This is a genomic window from Mesorhizobium sp. KACC 23794, assembly GCF_052180275.1.
GTDB lineage: Bacteria > Pseudomonadota > Alphaproteobacteria > Rhizobiales > Rhizobiaceae > Kumtagia.
Genome location: NZ_CP197465.1, coordinates 4,040,274 through 4,055,129, shown reverse-complemented (window position 1 = coordinate 4,055,129; position 14,856 = coordinate 4,040,274). Strand labels below are relative to the sequence as shown.

The following is a 14,856-nucleotide window of genomic DNA, read 5'->3' as shown; positions in this document are numbered from 1 at the left end:
CAAACCACAGAGGATCGGACGGAAATGAAAAAGATCGTATTCGGACTGGCTGCGGCGCTGGCGCTCAGCGTCGCCATGCCGGCCATGGCGCAGGACAAGATCAAGGCCTGCTTCCTTTATGTCGGCTCCAAGACCGATGGCGGCTGGACGCAGGCGCACGAGTTGGGCCGCCAGTTGGTCGAGAAGGAACTCGGCGACAAGGTCGAGACCGCCTTCCTCGAAAACGTGCCGGAAGGCCCGGACGCCGAGCGCGCCATCGAGCGTTTCGCCCGCTCCAAATGCGCCATCATCTTCACCACCTCCTTCGGTTTCATGGACCAGACGGTGGCGGTGGCTGAGAAATTCCCGGACGTGAAGTTCGAGCATGCGACCGGCTACAAGACCGCGCCGAACCTCACCACCTACAATTCGCGCTTCTATGAGGGCCGCTACATCATCGGCCAGATCGCCGCGAAGATGTCGAAGACCGGCACCGCCGGCTACATCGCCTCGTTCCCGATCCCCGAGGTCGTGCAGGGCATCAATTCCTTCATCCTCGGCGCGCAGTCGGTCAATCCGGACTTCAAGCTGAAGGTGGTGTGGGTCAACTCCTGGTTCGACGCCGGCAAGGAAGCCGACGCCGCCAAGGCGCTGATCGACCAGGGCGTCGACATCATCACGCAGCACACCGACTCGACCGGCCCGATGCAGGTCGCTGAAGAGCGTGGCATCCATGCCTTCGGCCAGGCCTTCGACCAGATCAAGGCCGGCCCCAAGTCGCAGCTCACCGCGATCGAGGACACCTGGGGTCCCTATTACGTGAAGCAGATCAAGGCGGTTCTGGACGGCACGTGGAAGGGCGGCCAGTCGAGCTGGGACGGCCTGAAGGACGGCATCCTGACCATGGCGCCCTACACCAACATGCCTGACGACGTGAAGAAGATGGCCGAGGAGACCCAGGCCAAGATCGAATCCGGCGAGTTGAAGCCGTTCACCGGCCCGATCACCAAGCAGGACGGCACCGAGTGGCTGAAGGCCGGCGAGAGCGCCGACGACGGCACGCTGCTCGGCCTGAATTTCTACGTGAAGGGCGTCGACGACAAGCTGCCGCAATAAGCGGGCCGACGCCACGAAATGCGAGGGGCGTCCGGGCAACCGGGCGCCCCTTTCTTATCTCCAAAGGCCTGCAACGCGCGGGCAAACACATTTATGCGCGCGACAAGAATCCCCGTGGTGACGCGGGAAAATATCTCTGCTAGCCTGCTCTGGTCCGACCAGTGATAACTTAGAAAAAGACTGGAGGACGGGAGGAGACGTGAATGTCGCTGCTCGAAATTCGCGGCGTGGGCAAGAGCTTTGGGGCCATCCGTGCCCTGTCGGATGTCAGCCTGTCGGTGGAAGAAGGCGAAGTGGTCGGCCTGATGGGCGACAACGGCGCCGGAAAATCCACCATGGTCAAGTTGATCGCCGGGAATTTCCCGCCCAGCGAAGGCGAGATCGTCGTCGGCGGCAAGGTCTGTCATTTCCACAAGCCGATCGAGGCCCGCTCCGAAGGCATCGAAGTGGTCTACCAGGACCTTGCGCTGGCCGACAATCTGACGGCCGCGCAGAACGTCTTCCTGGGACGCGAGGTCAAGAAGGGGGTCTGGCCGTTCCGCATCCTCGACAAGCAGGCGATGGTGGATCGCGCGGGGCAACTGTTCGCGGAACTGAAATCCGAAACCCGCCCGCGCGACCTCGTCAAGAAGATGTCCGGCGGCCAGCGGCAGGCAGTGGCCATCGCCCGGACCCGACTCTCCAACGCAAAGCTCGTGCTGATGGACGAGCCGACGGCCGCCATCTCGGTGCGGCAGGTGGCGGAAGTCCTCGAACTCATCCGCCGCCAGAAGGCGCGTGGCGTCTCGGTCATGCTGATCAGCCACCGCATGCCGGACGTGTTCGAGGTCTGCGACCGCATCATCGTGCTCAGGCGCGGAACCAAGGTCGCCGACAAGAAGACCGCCGATACTTCGCCCGAAGAGATCACCGGCCTCATCACGGGAGCGATTCGTGACGCCTAGCCAGAGCGAAGCCATGGGGCAGGGCCATGCCTCGATCGCCGACGTCGTCGGCATCCGGGAGCGGACGCTTTACCAGAGCCTGATGGCCAGCCAGGCGTTCTGGGTCGCGGTCGCGCTGTTCGTGCTCTTCGTGTTCATGACGTGGCTGGAGCCCAGCTTCGGAACGTCGGAGAACATCACCAACATCACCCGCAATTTTTCGCCGATCGCCATTATGGGGCTCGGCATGACCGTCGTGCTGATCACCGGCGGCATCGATCTTTCGGTCGGTTCGGTGATGGGGCTGGTGGCGATCGTCGCCGGCGTCCTGCTGTCGTGGGAACAGAGCTGGTACGTCGCCTTCGCCGGCGGACTGCTGGCGGGCCTTGCCTGCGGCGCCTTCAACGGCTTCTTCGTCGCCTATGTCGGCATGCCATCCTTCGTGGTGACGCTGGGGATGCTGTCGATCGCGCGGTCGCTGGCCGTGGTGCTGTCCGGCAACCAGATGATCTACAAGTTCGGGCCGGATGCACCGATCGTCAAGGCGATCGGCCAGGCCAAATGGCCGTTGCGGGCGCCGGCCGGCTGGGCGCCGCACTGGATGCCGGAGTTCTCCTCGCATTTCTGGGTGATGGTGGTTCTTGCGCTGGTCGTCGGCTTCGTCTTTATCTTCACGGCCTGGGCGCGGCATCTGTTCGCCATTGGCGGCAACGAGAACGCGGCGCGCATGACCGGCGTTCCGGTCGACCGCATCAAGTTCCAGGCCTACGTCTTCTGCGCTTTCACCGCCTCGATCGCGTCGCTGCTGCTGCTCGGCTACAGCGGCTCCGCCATCAACGCGATGGGCACCGGCTACGAACTGCGCGTCATCGCCGGCACCGTGATCGGCGGCGCCAGCCTGATGGGCGGCTACGGCACGGCGTTCGGCGCGGTGATCGGGGCGGCGTTCCTGGAGGTCATCCGCAACGCGCTGCTGATGGCCGGTATCGATTCCAACTGGCAGGGCGCTTTCGTCGGCGCCTTCATCATTCTCGCGGTGCTTCTTGGCATGCAGACGTCCGGAAGGTCGCTGCGCACCATGCTGGAGGGCATGGCCGTCTGGAAGCGCCGTTAGAATCCGGCGGCCGCAAGCCGCCGGAGGATAATGGACGTCAAAAACAAAGTGGAGGAACTCGTGAAAAGATACATTTTGACGGCCGCCGTGGCGTTTTCCGCGCTGATGGCGAGCCAGAGCTATGCCCAGCAGAAATATACTTTCGCGCTCGTGCCCAAGAACATGAACAATCCATTCTTCGACCAGGCGCTCGCCGGCTGCAAGAAGGCGGAAGCTGAAGCCAACGGCGCGTTCGAATGCCTGTACATCGGCCCCGGTGAGCATGGCGGCGGTGAGGAGCAGGTGCAGATCGTGCAGGATCTGGTCGCCAAGAAGGTCGACGGCATCGCCGTGTCGCCGTCCAACGCAGCGGCCATGGCAGTCGCGCTGCAGGCAGCCAAGGAAGCCGGCATTCCGGTGCTGACGTGGGATTCCGACCTGCTCCCTGAGAACAAGGACCTGCGCGCCGCCTATGTCGGCACGCATAATTACGAGATCGGCGTCAACATCGCCAAGATCGTGCAGACGATCAAGCCGAAGGGCGGCACGATCTGCATCCAGTCGGGTGGTGCGGCGGCGGCCAACCACAATGAGCGCATGCAGGGCATTCGCGACACGCTTGCCGGCAAGGAATCGGCGGCTTCGCCCGGCGATCCCCTGACCGGCCAGAACGGCTGGACGGAAGCCGAGGGCTGCCCGCTCTACACCAATGACGACTTCCCGCTCGCCGTGCAGCAGTTCCAGGACTACATGGCCAAGAACCCGAGCGTCGACGCGTTCACGCCGACCGGCGGCTTCCCGCAATTCGTTCCGGACGCTAACCGCGCGGCGGTCGAACCCTTCAAGGACAAGATCGCCAAGAAGGAACTGGCGTTGGTCGTCGCCGATACGCTGCCGATCCAGATGGACCAGATGAAGGAAGGCCTGTCGCTGGGCCAGGTCGGCCAGCGGCCGTTCGAAATGGGCTACAAGTCCATGCTGTTCCTGAAGGACATGAAGGACGGCAAGCCGGCTCCGGCCGATCCGACCTATACCGGCCTCGACGTCTGCACGCCGGAGACTGCCGACACCTGCATCGCCAAGTAAGCGCATGATTATCCGGGGCGGGCGAGGGGAGATCCTTCGCCCGTTTCCGCGAGAGATTCCGCCGGGGCTGACACGGCGGGGGGTATCGATCCGTCAGTAGTCTCGGGAGGAGTTTGAAGTGAAGAAGTACATCGTGACGGCCGCCGTGGCGCTTTCGGCGCTGATGGCGGGGCAGGCGTTTGCCCAGGAGAAATTCGTGTTCGCGCTGGTGCCGAAGAACATGAACAACCCGTTCTACGACCAGGCGCTGGCCGGCTGCAAGAAAGCGGAGGAGGAATCCAAGGGCGCGTTCGAGTGCCTGTATATCGGTCCCGGCGAGCACGGCGGCGGCGAGGAGCAGACGCAAATCGTGCAGGATCTCGTCGCCAAGAAGGTCGACGCCATCGGCGTGTCGCCGTCCAACGCAGCGGCGATCACCGTAGCCCTGCAAGCGGCGAAAGACGCCGGCATTCCGGTCATCACCTGGGATTCCGACGTGCTTCCCGAGAACAAGGATCTGCGGGTCGCCTATATCGGCACGCACAATTACGAGATCGGCACCAACCTGGCCAAGATCATCCAGACGATCAAGCCCAAGGGCGGCACGATCTGCATCCAGTCCGGCGGCGCCGCGGCGGCCAACCACAATGAGCGCATGAAGGGTATTCGCGACGTGCTGCGCGGCAAGGAAGCAGCCGAGTCGCCCGGAGAGGCGCTGGCAGGCGAGAACGGCTGGACGGAAGCCGCGGGCTGTCCGCTCTATACCAATGACGACTTCCCGCTGTCGGTCCAGCAGTTCCAGGACATGATGGGCAAGATGCCCGATCTCGACGCCTTCACCGCGACCGGCGGCTTCCCGCAATTCGTGCCGGACGCCAACCGCGCCGCCGTTGCTCCGTTCAAGGACAAGATCGCCTCGAAGTCGCTTGCGCTGGTGATCGCCGATACCTTGCCGGTGCAGATCGACCAGATGAAGGAAGGCCTGTCGCTCGGCCAGGTCGGCCAGCGGCCGTTCGAGATGGGCTACAAGGTGATGATGGCGTTCAAGGACATGAAGGACGGCAAGCCGGCCCCGGCCGACCCGACCTATACCGGCCTCGATGTCTGCACGCCGGAGAACGTCGATACCTGCATCGCCAAGTAAGCGAGTTCGGCAGAAATTGGGCCGGGCGAGGGCAACCTCGCCCGGCTTTTTCTTGGGCAATATCAATTGGCGTCTGATTTTGACCGCCGCTTTGATCGGACGTCGCCGGCACTTCTACTCTGGTCTGCGATGCCGGCGGAGAATTGAATAGGAAATAATTCCTTGATTCCCCTCCGCCGCTTTGCTATCATACGCGCCCAACGGAGGCTGGAATGGATCGCGCCGAATATGGGAATGCGCAGGAGACGCTGAGGGGCATCGTTGCGATGCTGCTCGGGCTGGCTTTTCTGGCCGAGCGCCTCTGCGTTGTGCCGTTTCCGGTTCGCGCCTTCGTCCTGTCGCTGCTGCGGCCAGCCGGGGCTGTCGCGCGGGCGTTTGTCATCGAACAGGTCGCCGGCGCACATGTCGTGTCAATGGCGGCGGTCGGCGGGTGGGATGACGACGGTTGCGCCGAGGCTTTGCGGCTCGCCCGCTGCTTCCGCGCGCTGGCGTCCATCTTCGGCCGCCTGCAGCGTTCTGCCGGGCGGAGGCTGTTTCGCGGCGTACCGAACGGTCGCTGTACGCAACGCGCGCCGGCAGTGGCGCGGCGGGGCCATTTTATAAAGACGCGGCGCAGAATGGCTTTCGGCGGAGCGGAACAGATCGATACGTCATGATCGCCGGACCGGCGACGCGCTCCAGGCTCCAGCTTGTTGAGAATTAGAACGCCAACCGCCAGGTGCGCTTGGCGGCGCGGGCGTTCGTGTAAGCCGGCAACAGCCTACCCAGGCACTGGCTCCCATTGCCGGGTCTCCGCTGACCGCAGTACCGCATCGACAACCGCATCCGTCTTCAGCGCCGCCGCGAAGTCCGGCACCAGCGTCTCGCCCGTTTCCACGCCTTTCAGGAAATCCGCGACCTGGTGGATGAAGGTGTGTTCGTAGCCAATCTGCAGGCCGGGCACCCACCATGCCTTCATGTAGGGATGGTCGCCGTCGGTGACGTGGATGGAGCGCCAGCCCCGCAGCGCACCCTTGTCGCCATGGTCGAAAAGCTGCAGCCGATGCAGGTCATGCAGATCCCAGGCGATGGAGCCGTGCTCGCCATTGATCTCCAGCGTGAACAGCGCCTTGTGCCCGCGCGCATAGCGGGTGGCTTCGAATGTCGCGAGCGAGCCGTTGTCGAAGCGCGCCAGGAAGGCGCTGGCGTCATCGATGGTCACCGGTTCCGATTTTCCGGTTGCCGTATGGGCGCGCTGCTTGATGAAGGTCTCTGTTATGCCGCTGACCTCGGCAATCGACCCGTTCAGCCACTGGGCCGCGTCGATGCAATGCGCCAACAGGTCGCCGGTGACGCCGCTGCCGGCGATCGCCTTGTCCAGCCGCCACGTTCCCGCGCCGCCTTGCGGCACGTCCTGCGAGATCGTCCAGTCCTGCAGGAATTTCGAGCGGTAGTGGAAGACGCGGCCGAGAAACCCCTCGTCGATCAACTGCTTGGCAAGCGCAATCGCCGGCACGCGCCGGTAATTGTACCACACCATGTTGGCGACGCCGGCGCGCCGGACGGCGTCCGCCATCAGTCGCGATTCAGCGATGGTACGACCGAGCGGCTTTTCGCAAGCCACCATCTTGCCGGCCTCGGCGGCCGCGATCGCGATCTCGGCATGCGTGTCGTTGGGGGTGGCGATGTCGATCACGTCGATGTCGTCGCGGGCAACGAGCTTGCGCCAGTCGGTCTCATAGGACGCAAAGCCCCATTGTTGGGCGAAGCGCCTGGCTTTGCCGGCATGGCGGGAACAGACCGCGGCCAGCTCGATGCCTATGGAATTGTCGAAGAACTTCGCCACCTGCCCGAAAGCATTGGCATGCGTGCGCCCCATGAAGCCGGTGCCCACCAGCCCGATACGCAATCTACGACCCTTGTTCATGCAGACCCTCCTCCCGTGGTGCGCAACCTAGCATGCGCCGTTCCACACGGAAGGCCTTGGGTGGGGAACGATCGTCAAGTCATGCCGTTGCGCGCGCATGCTGACACCCAGGTGTCAGGAGAGGGTCGATAGGATGCTGGGGTCAGATCAAGGATCGGAGAGAGAGATGTTGAAATTCTATCATGCGCCGTGGTCGCGCGCGTCGGGCGTTTTGTGGCTGCTGGAGGAGCTTGGTGCCGACTACGAACTTGTCCATATCGACATCCGTGCCGAGGGCGGTGTGCCGGAGGAATACCGGAAAATCCAGCCGAACAAGAAGGTTCCGGCGATTGAGCATGACGGCACGGTAATCACCGAGCGCGCCGCGATCACCACCTACCTTGCGGATGCGTTTCCGGACGCAGGACTGGCCCCGCCGATCGGCGACCCGATGCGCGGGCCTTACCTGACCACACTGGTCTACTGCGACGCCGTCTTCGACCCGTGCATCGCGGGCAGGGCGCATGGCCTGTCCTACCAGAGCAACGATTATTCGTTCGGCCTGTTCGACGACATGGTCGCCTATGTGGAGCGGCGCCTGATCGAACACGACTTCGCCGCCGGCGGCCGCTTCACCGCTGCCGACATCCAGCTGGCATCCGGTATCGGTTACACGATGGATCAGCTGAAGAAGTTGCCGGAAAAGCCGGCCTTCAGGGCTTATCTTGACCGTGCCAAGGACCGGCCGGCCTATCGGCGAGCGCAAGCCAGGGACTATGAGTTGGCGAAGACCGTGCCTGCCTGGGAAGGCAAAGTATGAACCGGACGGAATTCAGACGGCCTGCCCATAGAGGTCATAGGCGTCGGCGCGGTCGATCTTGACGGTGACGATGTCACCGGGACGCAGCGGGCGCCGTGACGAAACATGCACGGCGCCGTCTATCTCCGGCGCATCGTATTTCGTCCGGCCCTTGCCTGCGGTGCCGTTGGCCTCGTCGATCAGGACGGGCAGGCGCTTGCCGACCTTCTTCTGGAGTTGGGTTGCGGAAATCTTCTGCTGGCGCTGCATGAAGCGGTGCCAGCGGCTTTCCTTGACCTCCTGCGGCACCTGCTCGAGCCCGAGATCGTTGGAGCGCGCGCCGTTGACCGGCTCGTATTTGAAGCAGCCGGCGCGGTCGATCTTCGCTTCGTCCAGCCAGTCGAGCAGAATCTCGAAATCCTCCTCGGTCTCGCCGGGAAAGCCGACGATGAAGGTCGAGCGGATCGACAGATCGGGGCAGACATCGCGCCAGCCGCGGATGCGCTCCAGCGTCTTCTCGCCATGGGCGGGCCGGCGCATGTTCTTCAGCACCGCGGGTGAGGCGTGCTGGAATGGAATGTCGAGATAGGGAAGAATCTTTCCATCCGCCATCAGCGGGATGACGTCGGCGACATGCGGATAGGGATAGACGTAGTGCATGCGGATCCACATGCCGAGATCGCCGAGTTCGTTGGCGAGATCGTAGAATTTCGCGCGCACATCGCGGTCCTGGAAGCGGCTCGATTCGTATTTCACGTCGACGCCATAGGCGCTGGTGTCCTGTGAGATCACCATCACTTCCTTGACGCCGGCCTTGGCCAGTTTTTCGGCCTCGCGCAGAACGTCCGCTGCCGGGCGCGAGACAAGGTCGCCGCGCAGCGCCGGGATGATGCAGAAGGTGCAGCGATTGTTGCAGCCTTCGGAAATCTTCAGATAGGCGTAGTGGCGAGGCGTCAGCTTGATGCCTTGCGGCGGCAGCAGGTCGAACAGCGGGTCGTGCTGCGGCGGCGCAGCTTCGTGGACAGCTGCCATCACGCTTTCGTAGGCCTGTGGGCCGGTGATCGCTAGCACGTTCGGGTGTTTTTCCCGGATCAGTTCGGGCGTGGCGCCCATGCAGCCGGTGACAATGACCTTGCCGTTTTCCTTCATCGCCGTGCCGATCGCGCTCAGCGACTCATCGCGAGCGGAATCGAGGAAACCGCAGGTGTTGACGACTACGAGGTCGGCGCCGTCGTGCTTGCGGGATATCTCGTAGCCCTCGGCGCGCAGCCGCGTAAGAATGCGCTCGGAATCGACGAGCGCCTTCGGGCAGCCGAGGCTGACAAAACTCACACGGAGTGCGGTGGACATTTTTTCTTCCGGTCTTCTCGAAAGGCGGCGACCTATCACACTGCGGACAGAAATGTAACTGCCTCGCTGCGAAGGCGAAATGGCGCAGCCTTTGCGTCGGGGCGCCGTGATCCCGTGCCGAAGCCCGCCTGAGCCTGTCTTCCGTTCGGATCGGACGCTTCAGCTAGCGATGCTGGGCCGGTTCGGAACCGAAAACCGCGTCAGTGAGCGACGTCGCCGTGCGATCCGAACCATTCGCTCAGGAACCCGAACTGCTCCGGAAACTGGTCCACGGCGCCATCCAGCAGCATCTTGACGGCCACGTAGAGAATGATGATCAGGCCGATATAGGCGATCCACCGATAGCGGTGCAGCAGCCGCGCCACGAAGCTGGCGGCGAAACCCATGAGGGCGATCGACAGCGCCAGCCCGATGACGAGCACCGTCGGATGCTCCATCGCTGCGCCGGCGACGGCCAGCACGTTGTCGAGCGACATGGAGACGTCGGCGATGACGATCTGCCAGGCCGCCTGCGCAAAGGTCTTGCGCGGGCCGTTGCCCCCGATCGAACCGTCCTTGTTGTAGTCCGAATTGGCGAGCGCTTCGGTCGCTTCGTGCTCTTCCTGGTGACTGACGCGCAGTTCGCGCCACATCTTCCAGCACACCCACAGCAGCAGCAGGCCACCTGCGATCAGCAGCATTGGCCCGATCGCCAGCAACCATTGCGTGATGAGGGCGAAGCCGATGCGCAGCACGGTGGCCGCGCCTATGCCGACGAGGATGGCCTTCTTGCGCTGGTCGGCGGGCAGGCCGGCGGCGGCAAGCCCGATCACGATGGCATTGTCTCCCGCGAGCACCAGGTCGATCGCGATGACCTGCAACAGTGCTGTGAAACCCGCCGCGGTGAAAATTTCCATGGGAAAAGGCGCCCTTCAGAATGCTTCGTCGCCGTGTCCGCCTATCGGCCACACGCGGTTGCGTCAAGCACGGACAAGCGCCGGGGCATCGAAATCGGCGCATAGCAAATCGTTACCCGAGATAGCCGACCGAGGCCGGCTATCGGGTATCGCAGGCGTTCTTCCACCCGTCGGTTGGCCGGCGGATCCCGGCGTTAGCCGACCTCCCAACGGAGTCTGAGACGCAGTCGATCCGGGTTTTCCGTGGCCACGCCTCGGCTTGCGTCAAGGCCTCGGTTCAGGCCTTGTCCTTGGTCGTTCGCTTGCGGCGCGGTGTTTCCGGCTCGACCGGCGGGGCCGCTTCTTCTTCCTGCCCTTTTCGGCCAAGCCCCATGGTCTTTGCCAATGCCGACCGCGTGGCGGCATAGTTGGGGGCAACCATCGGATAATCTGCCGGCAGATTCCACTTGGCGCGATATTGTTCCGGCGAGATGCCGTACTGCGTGCTCAGGTGCCGCTTGAGCGACTTGAATTTGCGGCCATCCTCCAGCGAGATGATATAGTCCGGCGTAATCGATTTCTTCACGGGCACGGCGGGGACAAGAGGTGCGGCCTCCACGGGGGGCTTGCCTTCCAGTCTTTCCAGCGAGGCGTGTACGTTCTTGACGAGATCGGCAAGGTTTGCCATCGGCACGCTGTTTTTCGATACATAGGCCGACACGATTGACGCGGTCAGCTCCAGTCTTGAGGTTGGATCGTCGCTCATGTTCTTTCTCCTATTGCCCGAGTGTCTTTGTCACAAAATTCAAGAGAATCAAGTCTATTTCAATGACAAATTAGCATAGATGCCTTTTCAAGGCGATAAAGCCGGGTCGTGAACGATGATTGGCCATTGAAGTTCCATGAAACGGGCAATCATGGAAAAATATGGGCCTCATACATTCTTGTTCTTTGGTTCGGTGGAAACTGGAGTGCGCGTGCGAAAACTGGCGGTTTAGGTGTTCGCCGCGGTGCTTTCTGGTCTATGCGCGCTCCTTGCTGTTTCATTTCCGTCAAATGACTGGCGCGCCGACCGGGAATGGACTGGGTCGCGTGCCAACAGGCCTACGCTGCGATGGAGACAAGGCGTCGCCAGTCTTCAACCCCGAGAGGCGATTTTCGTCCATCTTGGAAATGCCGATCGGGTTGTCGGAGAGCGCGGCCCGACAATCCAGCCGGGCGCTTGCCGTAGGCTGGCCCTTCAGCGGTTCCAGCTCTCGAGACCGAGCAGCCTCTTCCCGAGATCGGTCAGAACCGCCGTGCTGGCGTTGTTCTTCTCCCAGTCGCGGGGATCGCCAGGATAGGAAGCGCGCCTGGGTGCCTCCAGTTCACGCCACGAATGGATGCGGGCTTCGCGTTCGACCAAGTCTTCCTCGTCGGCGGGGAACATGGAGATGTATTGCGCCATGCGAACCCGGTCCTTCGAATGGTTCGGGCGGACGCCATGCGCCAGCAGCGTGTTGAAGATCAGCAGGTCGCCGGGATTCATCTCGATGTTGGTGATCTTCAGCCCGGCGAGATCCGGATGGTGCGGATCGCGATCCTCCGGCTGGGTCTTCACCCAGGCTTCGAAATCGTGGAACAGTTCCGGAATGCACTGGAATCCGCCGATGTCGCCGTCCTGGCGCACCAGCGACAGCACGCCCTGCACGCCGATCGGCAGCGGACGCTTCGAGGTGTCGCTGTCCCAGTGAATGAAACCGTTCGGATTGCCGGGATTCTTCTTCGGCGGGTTGAGATTGGCGCGGTCGATGGCCACCCACAGGTCCTCGCGGTCCCATATGTCGACGAAGGCGTCATAGACGCGCTGCATCTGCCGGTTGTCCCAGAGGTACTGGTGATTGTATATCTCCACCATGCCGGCGCCGTTCAGCTCCTTCATGATGTGGTCGCGCCTCTGCGGCGCATACCAGGTCGACGGGTCTTTCGGATCCTTCTCGTCGAATTCCCAGAGAAGGTCGACCAGGCGCTGCACATTCTCCCGCGGCACCGCGTTGCGGACGATCACATAACCCCTGGTGATCCAGTGCTGCCAGTCGTCCTGGCTGAGCACCCGCAGCGGAAGATGCTTGTCGATATCCTTGAGCTGCGTCGTCAGCTTCCGGGATGTCGGATGATTGTCCAGCTTCAGATTGGTTGCATGGGCCATTTCTCTCTCCCCGACCTCTCGGCGCATCACCGGTGAATTTGGGATGAGACTAACGCTCCTCAGCCGGCCATGTTGTAGGAAGAAGGCATTTTCTGATACTATCCTGGCGTCAGTGTCCCGTTTCTTGCGTCATGAAACCCTTTCTTGAACGTCTCCGTCCCGAACCGGGAGCGTCCTGGGCGATGCTCGACCGAAGGCTGGATGCCGGGATTCCGTTCCAGTGGCACCATCATCCGGAATACGAACTGACACTGACCTTGAACTCGCGGGGCGAACGTTTCATCGGCGATCATATCGGGTCCTACGGCGACGGCGACCTCGTGCTGGTGGGGCCGAACCTGCCGCATACTTGGCGTTCCGGTTCCAGGCTCGACGAGGCGAAGCCGCACAGGGCACTGGTGATGTGGTTCCTGCCCGGCTGGGCCGAAGTGCTGAGCGCGTCCTTTGTCGAACTTCACGGCATCCGGGGAATGCTCGAGCGCGGGGCAGGCGGGCTCGCCTTCTCGCCGGCGGCGGCACAGTCGGCCCGCCCGCTGATAGAGGCCTTGTTCGCAGCACCCGGCGACGAGAGGCTGCTTGCGCTCTTTCGCGTGCTCAACATGCTGTCCAGGGATAATACGGCCGCACCGCTCGCCAGTCGCGCTCTGGTGCCTTCGGCCGATCCCGACAGGGGACGCATCGATCGGGTGCTCGACCATATCCATTTGAACTACGCCGGCGACTTGTCGGTCGACGTGCTCGCCGATGTCGCCGCGCTCAGTCCGTCCGGTCTGCACCGCCTGTTCCGGCGCCACATGGGCATGGCCGTTTCCGACTATCTGATCCGGATGCGGATCGGCGAGGCCTGCGCCCTGCTGACGGCGACGCAAAAGCCGATCGCCCACATCGCCGGCGAGGTCGGATATCGCACGCTCGCCAATTTCAACCGGCAGTTCCTGTCGCTGAAGACGCTCACCCCGCGCGCCTACCGGACCCGTTTCGGCGCGCAGGCGCGGACGGATCGGTCGGGAACGGCCGCCGGCTATTGAACGGGCGGGAACGACAGGCCTTGGCGCAGGCTCAGGCAACAAAAAAGGCCGGGGAACCCGACCTTCTCTGGACATCCACTTGCCTGCCGGTACATCCATGGTCAGGCCGCGAACAATTCGTGTATAGGTTTGCCGCATGACAAGCGGATGAACGCCGCCGGCTAAAAGCCGTTAAAATCCGGCGGGAAATCAGCCGCGATCCCTTTGTCAGAGACAGACGACCCGTATCCTGCCATCGGTCGCCGCCTCGTTGCGGCAATGGACGTTTCGCGGAAGCTCCGCTGGAAGCCGGGGTATCAACCCGCCTGGCTTTCGACGCGGCGCGGCGCGGACCACCGGTGCGGGTTTCTCGGTTTCCGGCGGCGGCGGGGCTGGCGGAAACTCCATCAGCCTGCTGGGCGGCAGCACATCCGTCTTGCGGTATTCGATGCGCGGCACCATCCCGCCCGGAACCATCTCGGAGGTGTATTCGGGCACGATCGACCCATCATACATGCGTGCACACCCCGACACTGCCAAAAAAGCGGCAAATGACAGGGTGATGCGGGGGGCAACCTTCAGAATATTCAATGAGACGGGATAGTCCAAGCCTGTTCTTCCGATCGAAACCGCATTCCATCTACAGCTTAGGGCAAAGCACGTTCGGACGAAACCATCCACATACCTTTGCGGCACGTCTGGTGAACAAAGAATAAGCCACGCCGCAAAAACTTGTGAACGGCCAGGCGAGGATGGGTGCGGCGCCCTTGGCCGAAGGGGTGAGCGACGGGGCTTGGTCACGGGAATGGCCGACCGCTAAAGCTTTTTCTTCCCGGCGGCAAGCGAGATTGTCGGTGAGGCAGGGGAAAGCGGCCTGAAGGCGTTTTTTGCGCGCTATTTGGCGGCTACGAAGCGCCGGAAGGCGAGGGCGGCGCCGACCACCACCATGAGAATCCGCGCCACGTGGTGGCAGACCATGAAGGCGGTCTCGATCTGCAGGACCAGTGCGATCAGGCTCATTTCGGCAAGGCCGCCGGGCGCCCGGCCGGCTTCAGCCACGCGCCATATTCTGGCGACGTCACCGTGGCGGTGTAGGTTTCGTGGAGTTTCTTGAAAGCTTCGGGACCGCAGGACCGGTTCGCGGATTGATTGCGGGCTTATCGAGGGGGCGCCACCATGAGATCGCGTCATGAGCCAAGATCCCGGCGGCGATGAGGTCGAGGTCGTCCGGGTGCAGGCTGCGGCTACGCCTTTGGGTCCGCAGCGCTGCGATGCCACTTGGGTGGCCAGGGGTGCCAAGCCAGGAAGCAAAGATCTTCGCCCGTCCAGCGTGGCCCATCGGAAGGAAGGGTGGTAGCCACGGTTGACTTGGTGCTGGACGTGGCTTTACAGGAAAACAAGCGACAACCGGTCTGAATTCCCTCGGCGCCGT

Annotated in this window: 15 protein-coding genes; 8 read left to right on the top strand and 7 right to left on the bottom strand. The window is 62.9% G+C overall.

Translation table 11 applies throughout. The features are described 5' to 3' along the window. The first annotated feature begins 24 nt into the window (after positions 1-24). From ACSBOB_RS19890 to ACSBOB_RS19865, 6 genes are all read left to right on the top strand, one after another. Positions 25-1,095 (top strand): BMP family ABC transporter substrate-binding protein, encoded by a 1,071-nt coding sequence (locus tag ACSBOB_RS19890; RefSeq protein ID WP_442577811.1) that lies wholly within the window; start codon positions 25-27, stop codon positions 1,093-1,095. Between the two features lie 203 nt (positions 1,096-1,298). Further along, positions 1,299-2,039, top strand: coding sequence for an ATP-binding cassette domain-containing protein (locus ACSBOB_RS19885; RefSeq protein WP_442577810.1), 741 nt, complete (start codon positions 1,299-1,301; stop codon positions 2,037-2,039). Positions 2,040-2,052: 13 nt separating this feature from the next. Beyond that, positions 2,053-3,132, top strand: coding sequence for an ABC transporter permease (locus ACSBOB_RS19880; protein WP_442583777.1), 1,080 nt, complete (start codon positions 2,053-2,055; stop codon positions 3,130-3,132). 60 nt (positions 3,133-3,192) lie between these two features. Beyond that, positions 3,193-4,197, top strand: coding sequence for a substrate-binding domain-containing protein (locus tag ACSBOB_RS19875; RefSeq protein WP_442577809.1), 1,005 nt, complete (start codon positions 3,193-3,195; stop codon positions 4,195-4,197). Between the two features lie 118 nt (positions 4,198-4,315). Then, positions 4,316-5,320, top strand: coding sequence for a substrate-binding domain-containing protein (locus tag ACSBOB_RS19870; protein ID WP_442577808.1), 1,005 nt, complete (start codon positions 4,316-4,318; stop codon positions 5,318-5,320). Positions 5,321-5,532: 212 nt separating this feature from the next. Next, positions 5,533-5,976 (top strand): hypothetical protein, encoded by a 444-nt coding sequence (locus ACSBOB_RS19865; RefSeq protein WP_442577807.1) that lies wholly within the window; start codon positions 5,533-5,535, stop codon positions 5,974-5,976. A 104-nt stretch (positions 5,977-6,080) separates the two neighbouring features. Here the strand turns inward: ACSBOB_RS19865 and ACSBOB_RS19860 are convergent, their stop codons facing one another. Beyond that, the gene (locus ACSBOB_RS19860; RefSeq protein WP_442577806.1) at positions 6,081-7,226 is read right to left on the bottom strand and encodes a Gfo/Idh/MocA family protein; all 1,146 of its coding nucleotides are present in this window, start codon (positions 7,224-7,226) and stop codon (positions 6,081-6,083) included. Between the two features lie 166 nt (positions 7,227-7,392). On the opposite strand from ACSBOB_RS19860, the gene ACSBOB_RS19855 reads away from it, so the two are divergent. Beyond that, positions 7,393-8,025 (top strand): glutathione S-transferase family protein, encoded by a 633-nt coding sequence (locus tag ACSBOB_RS19855; protein ID WP_442577805.1) that lies wholly within the window; start codon positions 7,393-7,395, stop codon positions 8,023-8,025. 12 nt (positions 8,026-8,037) lie between these two features. Here the strand turns inward: ACSBOB_RS19855 and rimO are convergent, their stop codons facing one another. The 4 genes from rimO to ACSBOB_RS19835 all read right to left on the bottom strand — a co-directional run bounded on the left by rimO (position 8,038) and on the right by ACSBOB_RS19835 (position 12,417). Then, positions 8,038-9,354: a 30S ribosomal protein S12 methylthiotransferase RimO gene (gene rimO / locus ACSBOB_RS19850; RefSeq protein WP_442577804.1), complete on the bottom strand. Its 1,317-nt coding sequence runs from the start codon at positions 9,352-9,354 to the stop codon at positions 8,038-8,040. A 200-nt stretch (positions 9,355-9,554) separates the two neighbouring features. Next, complete coding sequence (locus ACSBOB_RS19845) at positions 9,555-10,250, bottom strand: TerC family protein (RefSeq protein ID WP_442577803.1); 696 nt, start codon at positions 10,248-10,250, stop codon at positions 9,555-9,557. A 277-nt stretch (positions 10,251-10,527) separates the two neighbouring features. Further along, on the bottom strand, positions 10,528-10,995 hold the full coding sequence (locus ACSBOB_RS19840; protein WP_442577802.1) for a MucR family transcriptional regulator: 468 nt from the start codon (positions 10,993-10,995) through the stop codon (positions 10,528-10,530). A 474-nt stretch (positions 10,996-11,469) separates the two neighbouring features. After that, entirely contained in the window at positions 11,470-12,417 is a 948-nt protein-coding gene (locus tag ACSBOB_RS19835; protein WP_442577801.1) for a phytanoyl-CoA dioxygenase family protein, read from the bottom strand. A gap of 131 nt (positions 12,418-12,548) precedes the next feature. Between ACSBOB_RS19835 and ACSBOB_RS19830 the strand changes: the two genes are divergently transcribed. Continuing rightward, positions 12,549-13,445 (top strand): helix-turn-helix domain-containing protein, encoded by an 897-nt coding sequence (locus ACSBOB_RS19830; RefSeq protein WP_442577800.1) that lies wholly within the window; start codon positions 12,549-12,551, stop codon positions 13,443-13,445. A gap of 207 nt (positions 13,446-13,652) precedes the next feature. On the opposite strand, the gene ACSBOB_RS19825 is transcribed toward ACSBOB_RS19830, so the two are convergent. Then, complete coding sequence (locus ACSBOB_RS19825) at positions 13,653-14,033, bottom strand: hypothetical protein (RefSeq protein ID WP_442577799.1); 381 nt, start codon at positions 14,031-14,033, stop codon at positions 13,653-13,655. 285 nt (positions 14,034-14,318) lie between these two features. Beyond that, positions 14,319-14,483, bottom strand: a complete 165-nt coding sequence (locus ACSBOB_RS19820; RefSeq protein WP_442577798.1) for an AbrB family transcriptional regulator — start codon at positions 14,481-14,483, stop codon at positions 14,319-14,321. Positions 14,484-14,856 lie beyond the last annotated feature (373 nt).

Bases quoted from the DNA above. Each gene is read 5' to 3' on its own strand.
- ACSBOB_RS19830 (WP_442577800.1), top strand. From the start codon at position 12,549: ATGAAACCCTTTCTTGAACGTCTCCGTCCCGAACCGGGAGCGTCCTGG.
- ACSBOB_RS19855 (WP_442577805.1), top strand. From the start codon at position 7,393: ATGTTGAAATTCTATCATGCGCCGTGGTCGCGCGCGTCGGGCGTTTTG.
- rimO (WP_442577804.1), bottom strand. From the start codon at position 9,354: ATGTCCACCGCACTCCGTGTGAGTTTTGTCAGCCTCGGCTGCCCGAAG.
- ACSBOB_RS19840 (WP_442577802.1), bottom strand. From the start codon at position 10,995: ATGAGCGACGATCCAACCTCAAGACTGGAGCTGACCGCGTCAATCGTG.
- ACSBOB_RS19845 (WP_442577803.1), bottom strand. From the start codon at position 10,250: ATGGAAATTTTCACCGCGGCGGGTTTCACAGCACTGTTGCAGGTCATC.
- ACSBOB_RS19835 (WP_442577801.1), bottom strand. From the start codon at position 12,417: ATGGCCCATGCAACCAATCTGAAGCTGGACAATCATCCGACATCCCGG.
- ACSBOB_RS19865 (WP_442577807.1), top strand. From the start codon at position 5,533: ATGGATCGCGCCGAATATGGGAATGCGCAGGAGACGCTGAGGGGCATC.
- ACSBOB_RS19880 (WP_442583777.1), top strand. From the start codon at position 2,053: ATGGGGCAGGGCCATGCCTCGATCGCCGACGTCGTCGGCATCCGGGAG.
- ACSBOB_RS19860 (WP_442577806.1), bottom strand. From the start codon at position 7,226: ATGAACAAGGGTCGTAGATTGCGTATCGGGCTGGTGGGCACCGGCTTC.
- ACSBOB_RS19885 (WP_442577810.1), top strand. From the start codon at position 1,299: ATGTCGCTGCTCGAAATTCGCGGCGTGGGCAAGAGCTTTGGGGCCATC.
- ACSBOB_RS19890 (WP_442577811.1), top strand. From the start codon at position 25: ATGAAAAAGATCGTATTCGGACTGGCTGCGGCGCTGGCGCTCAGCGTC.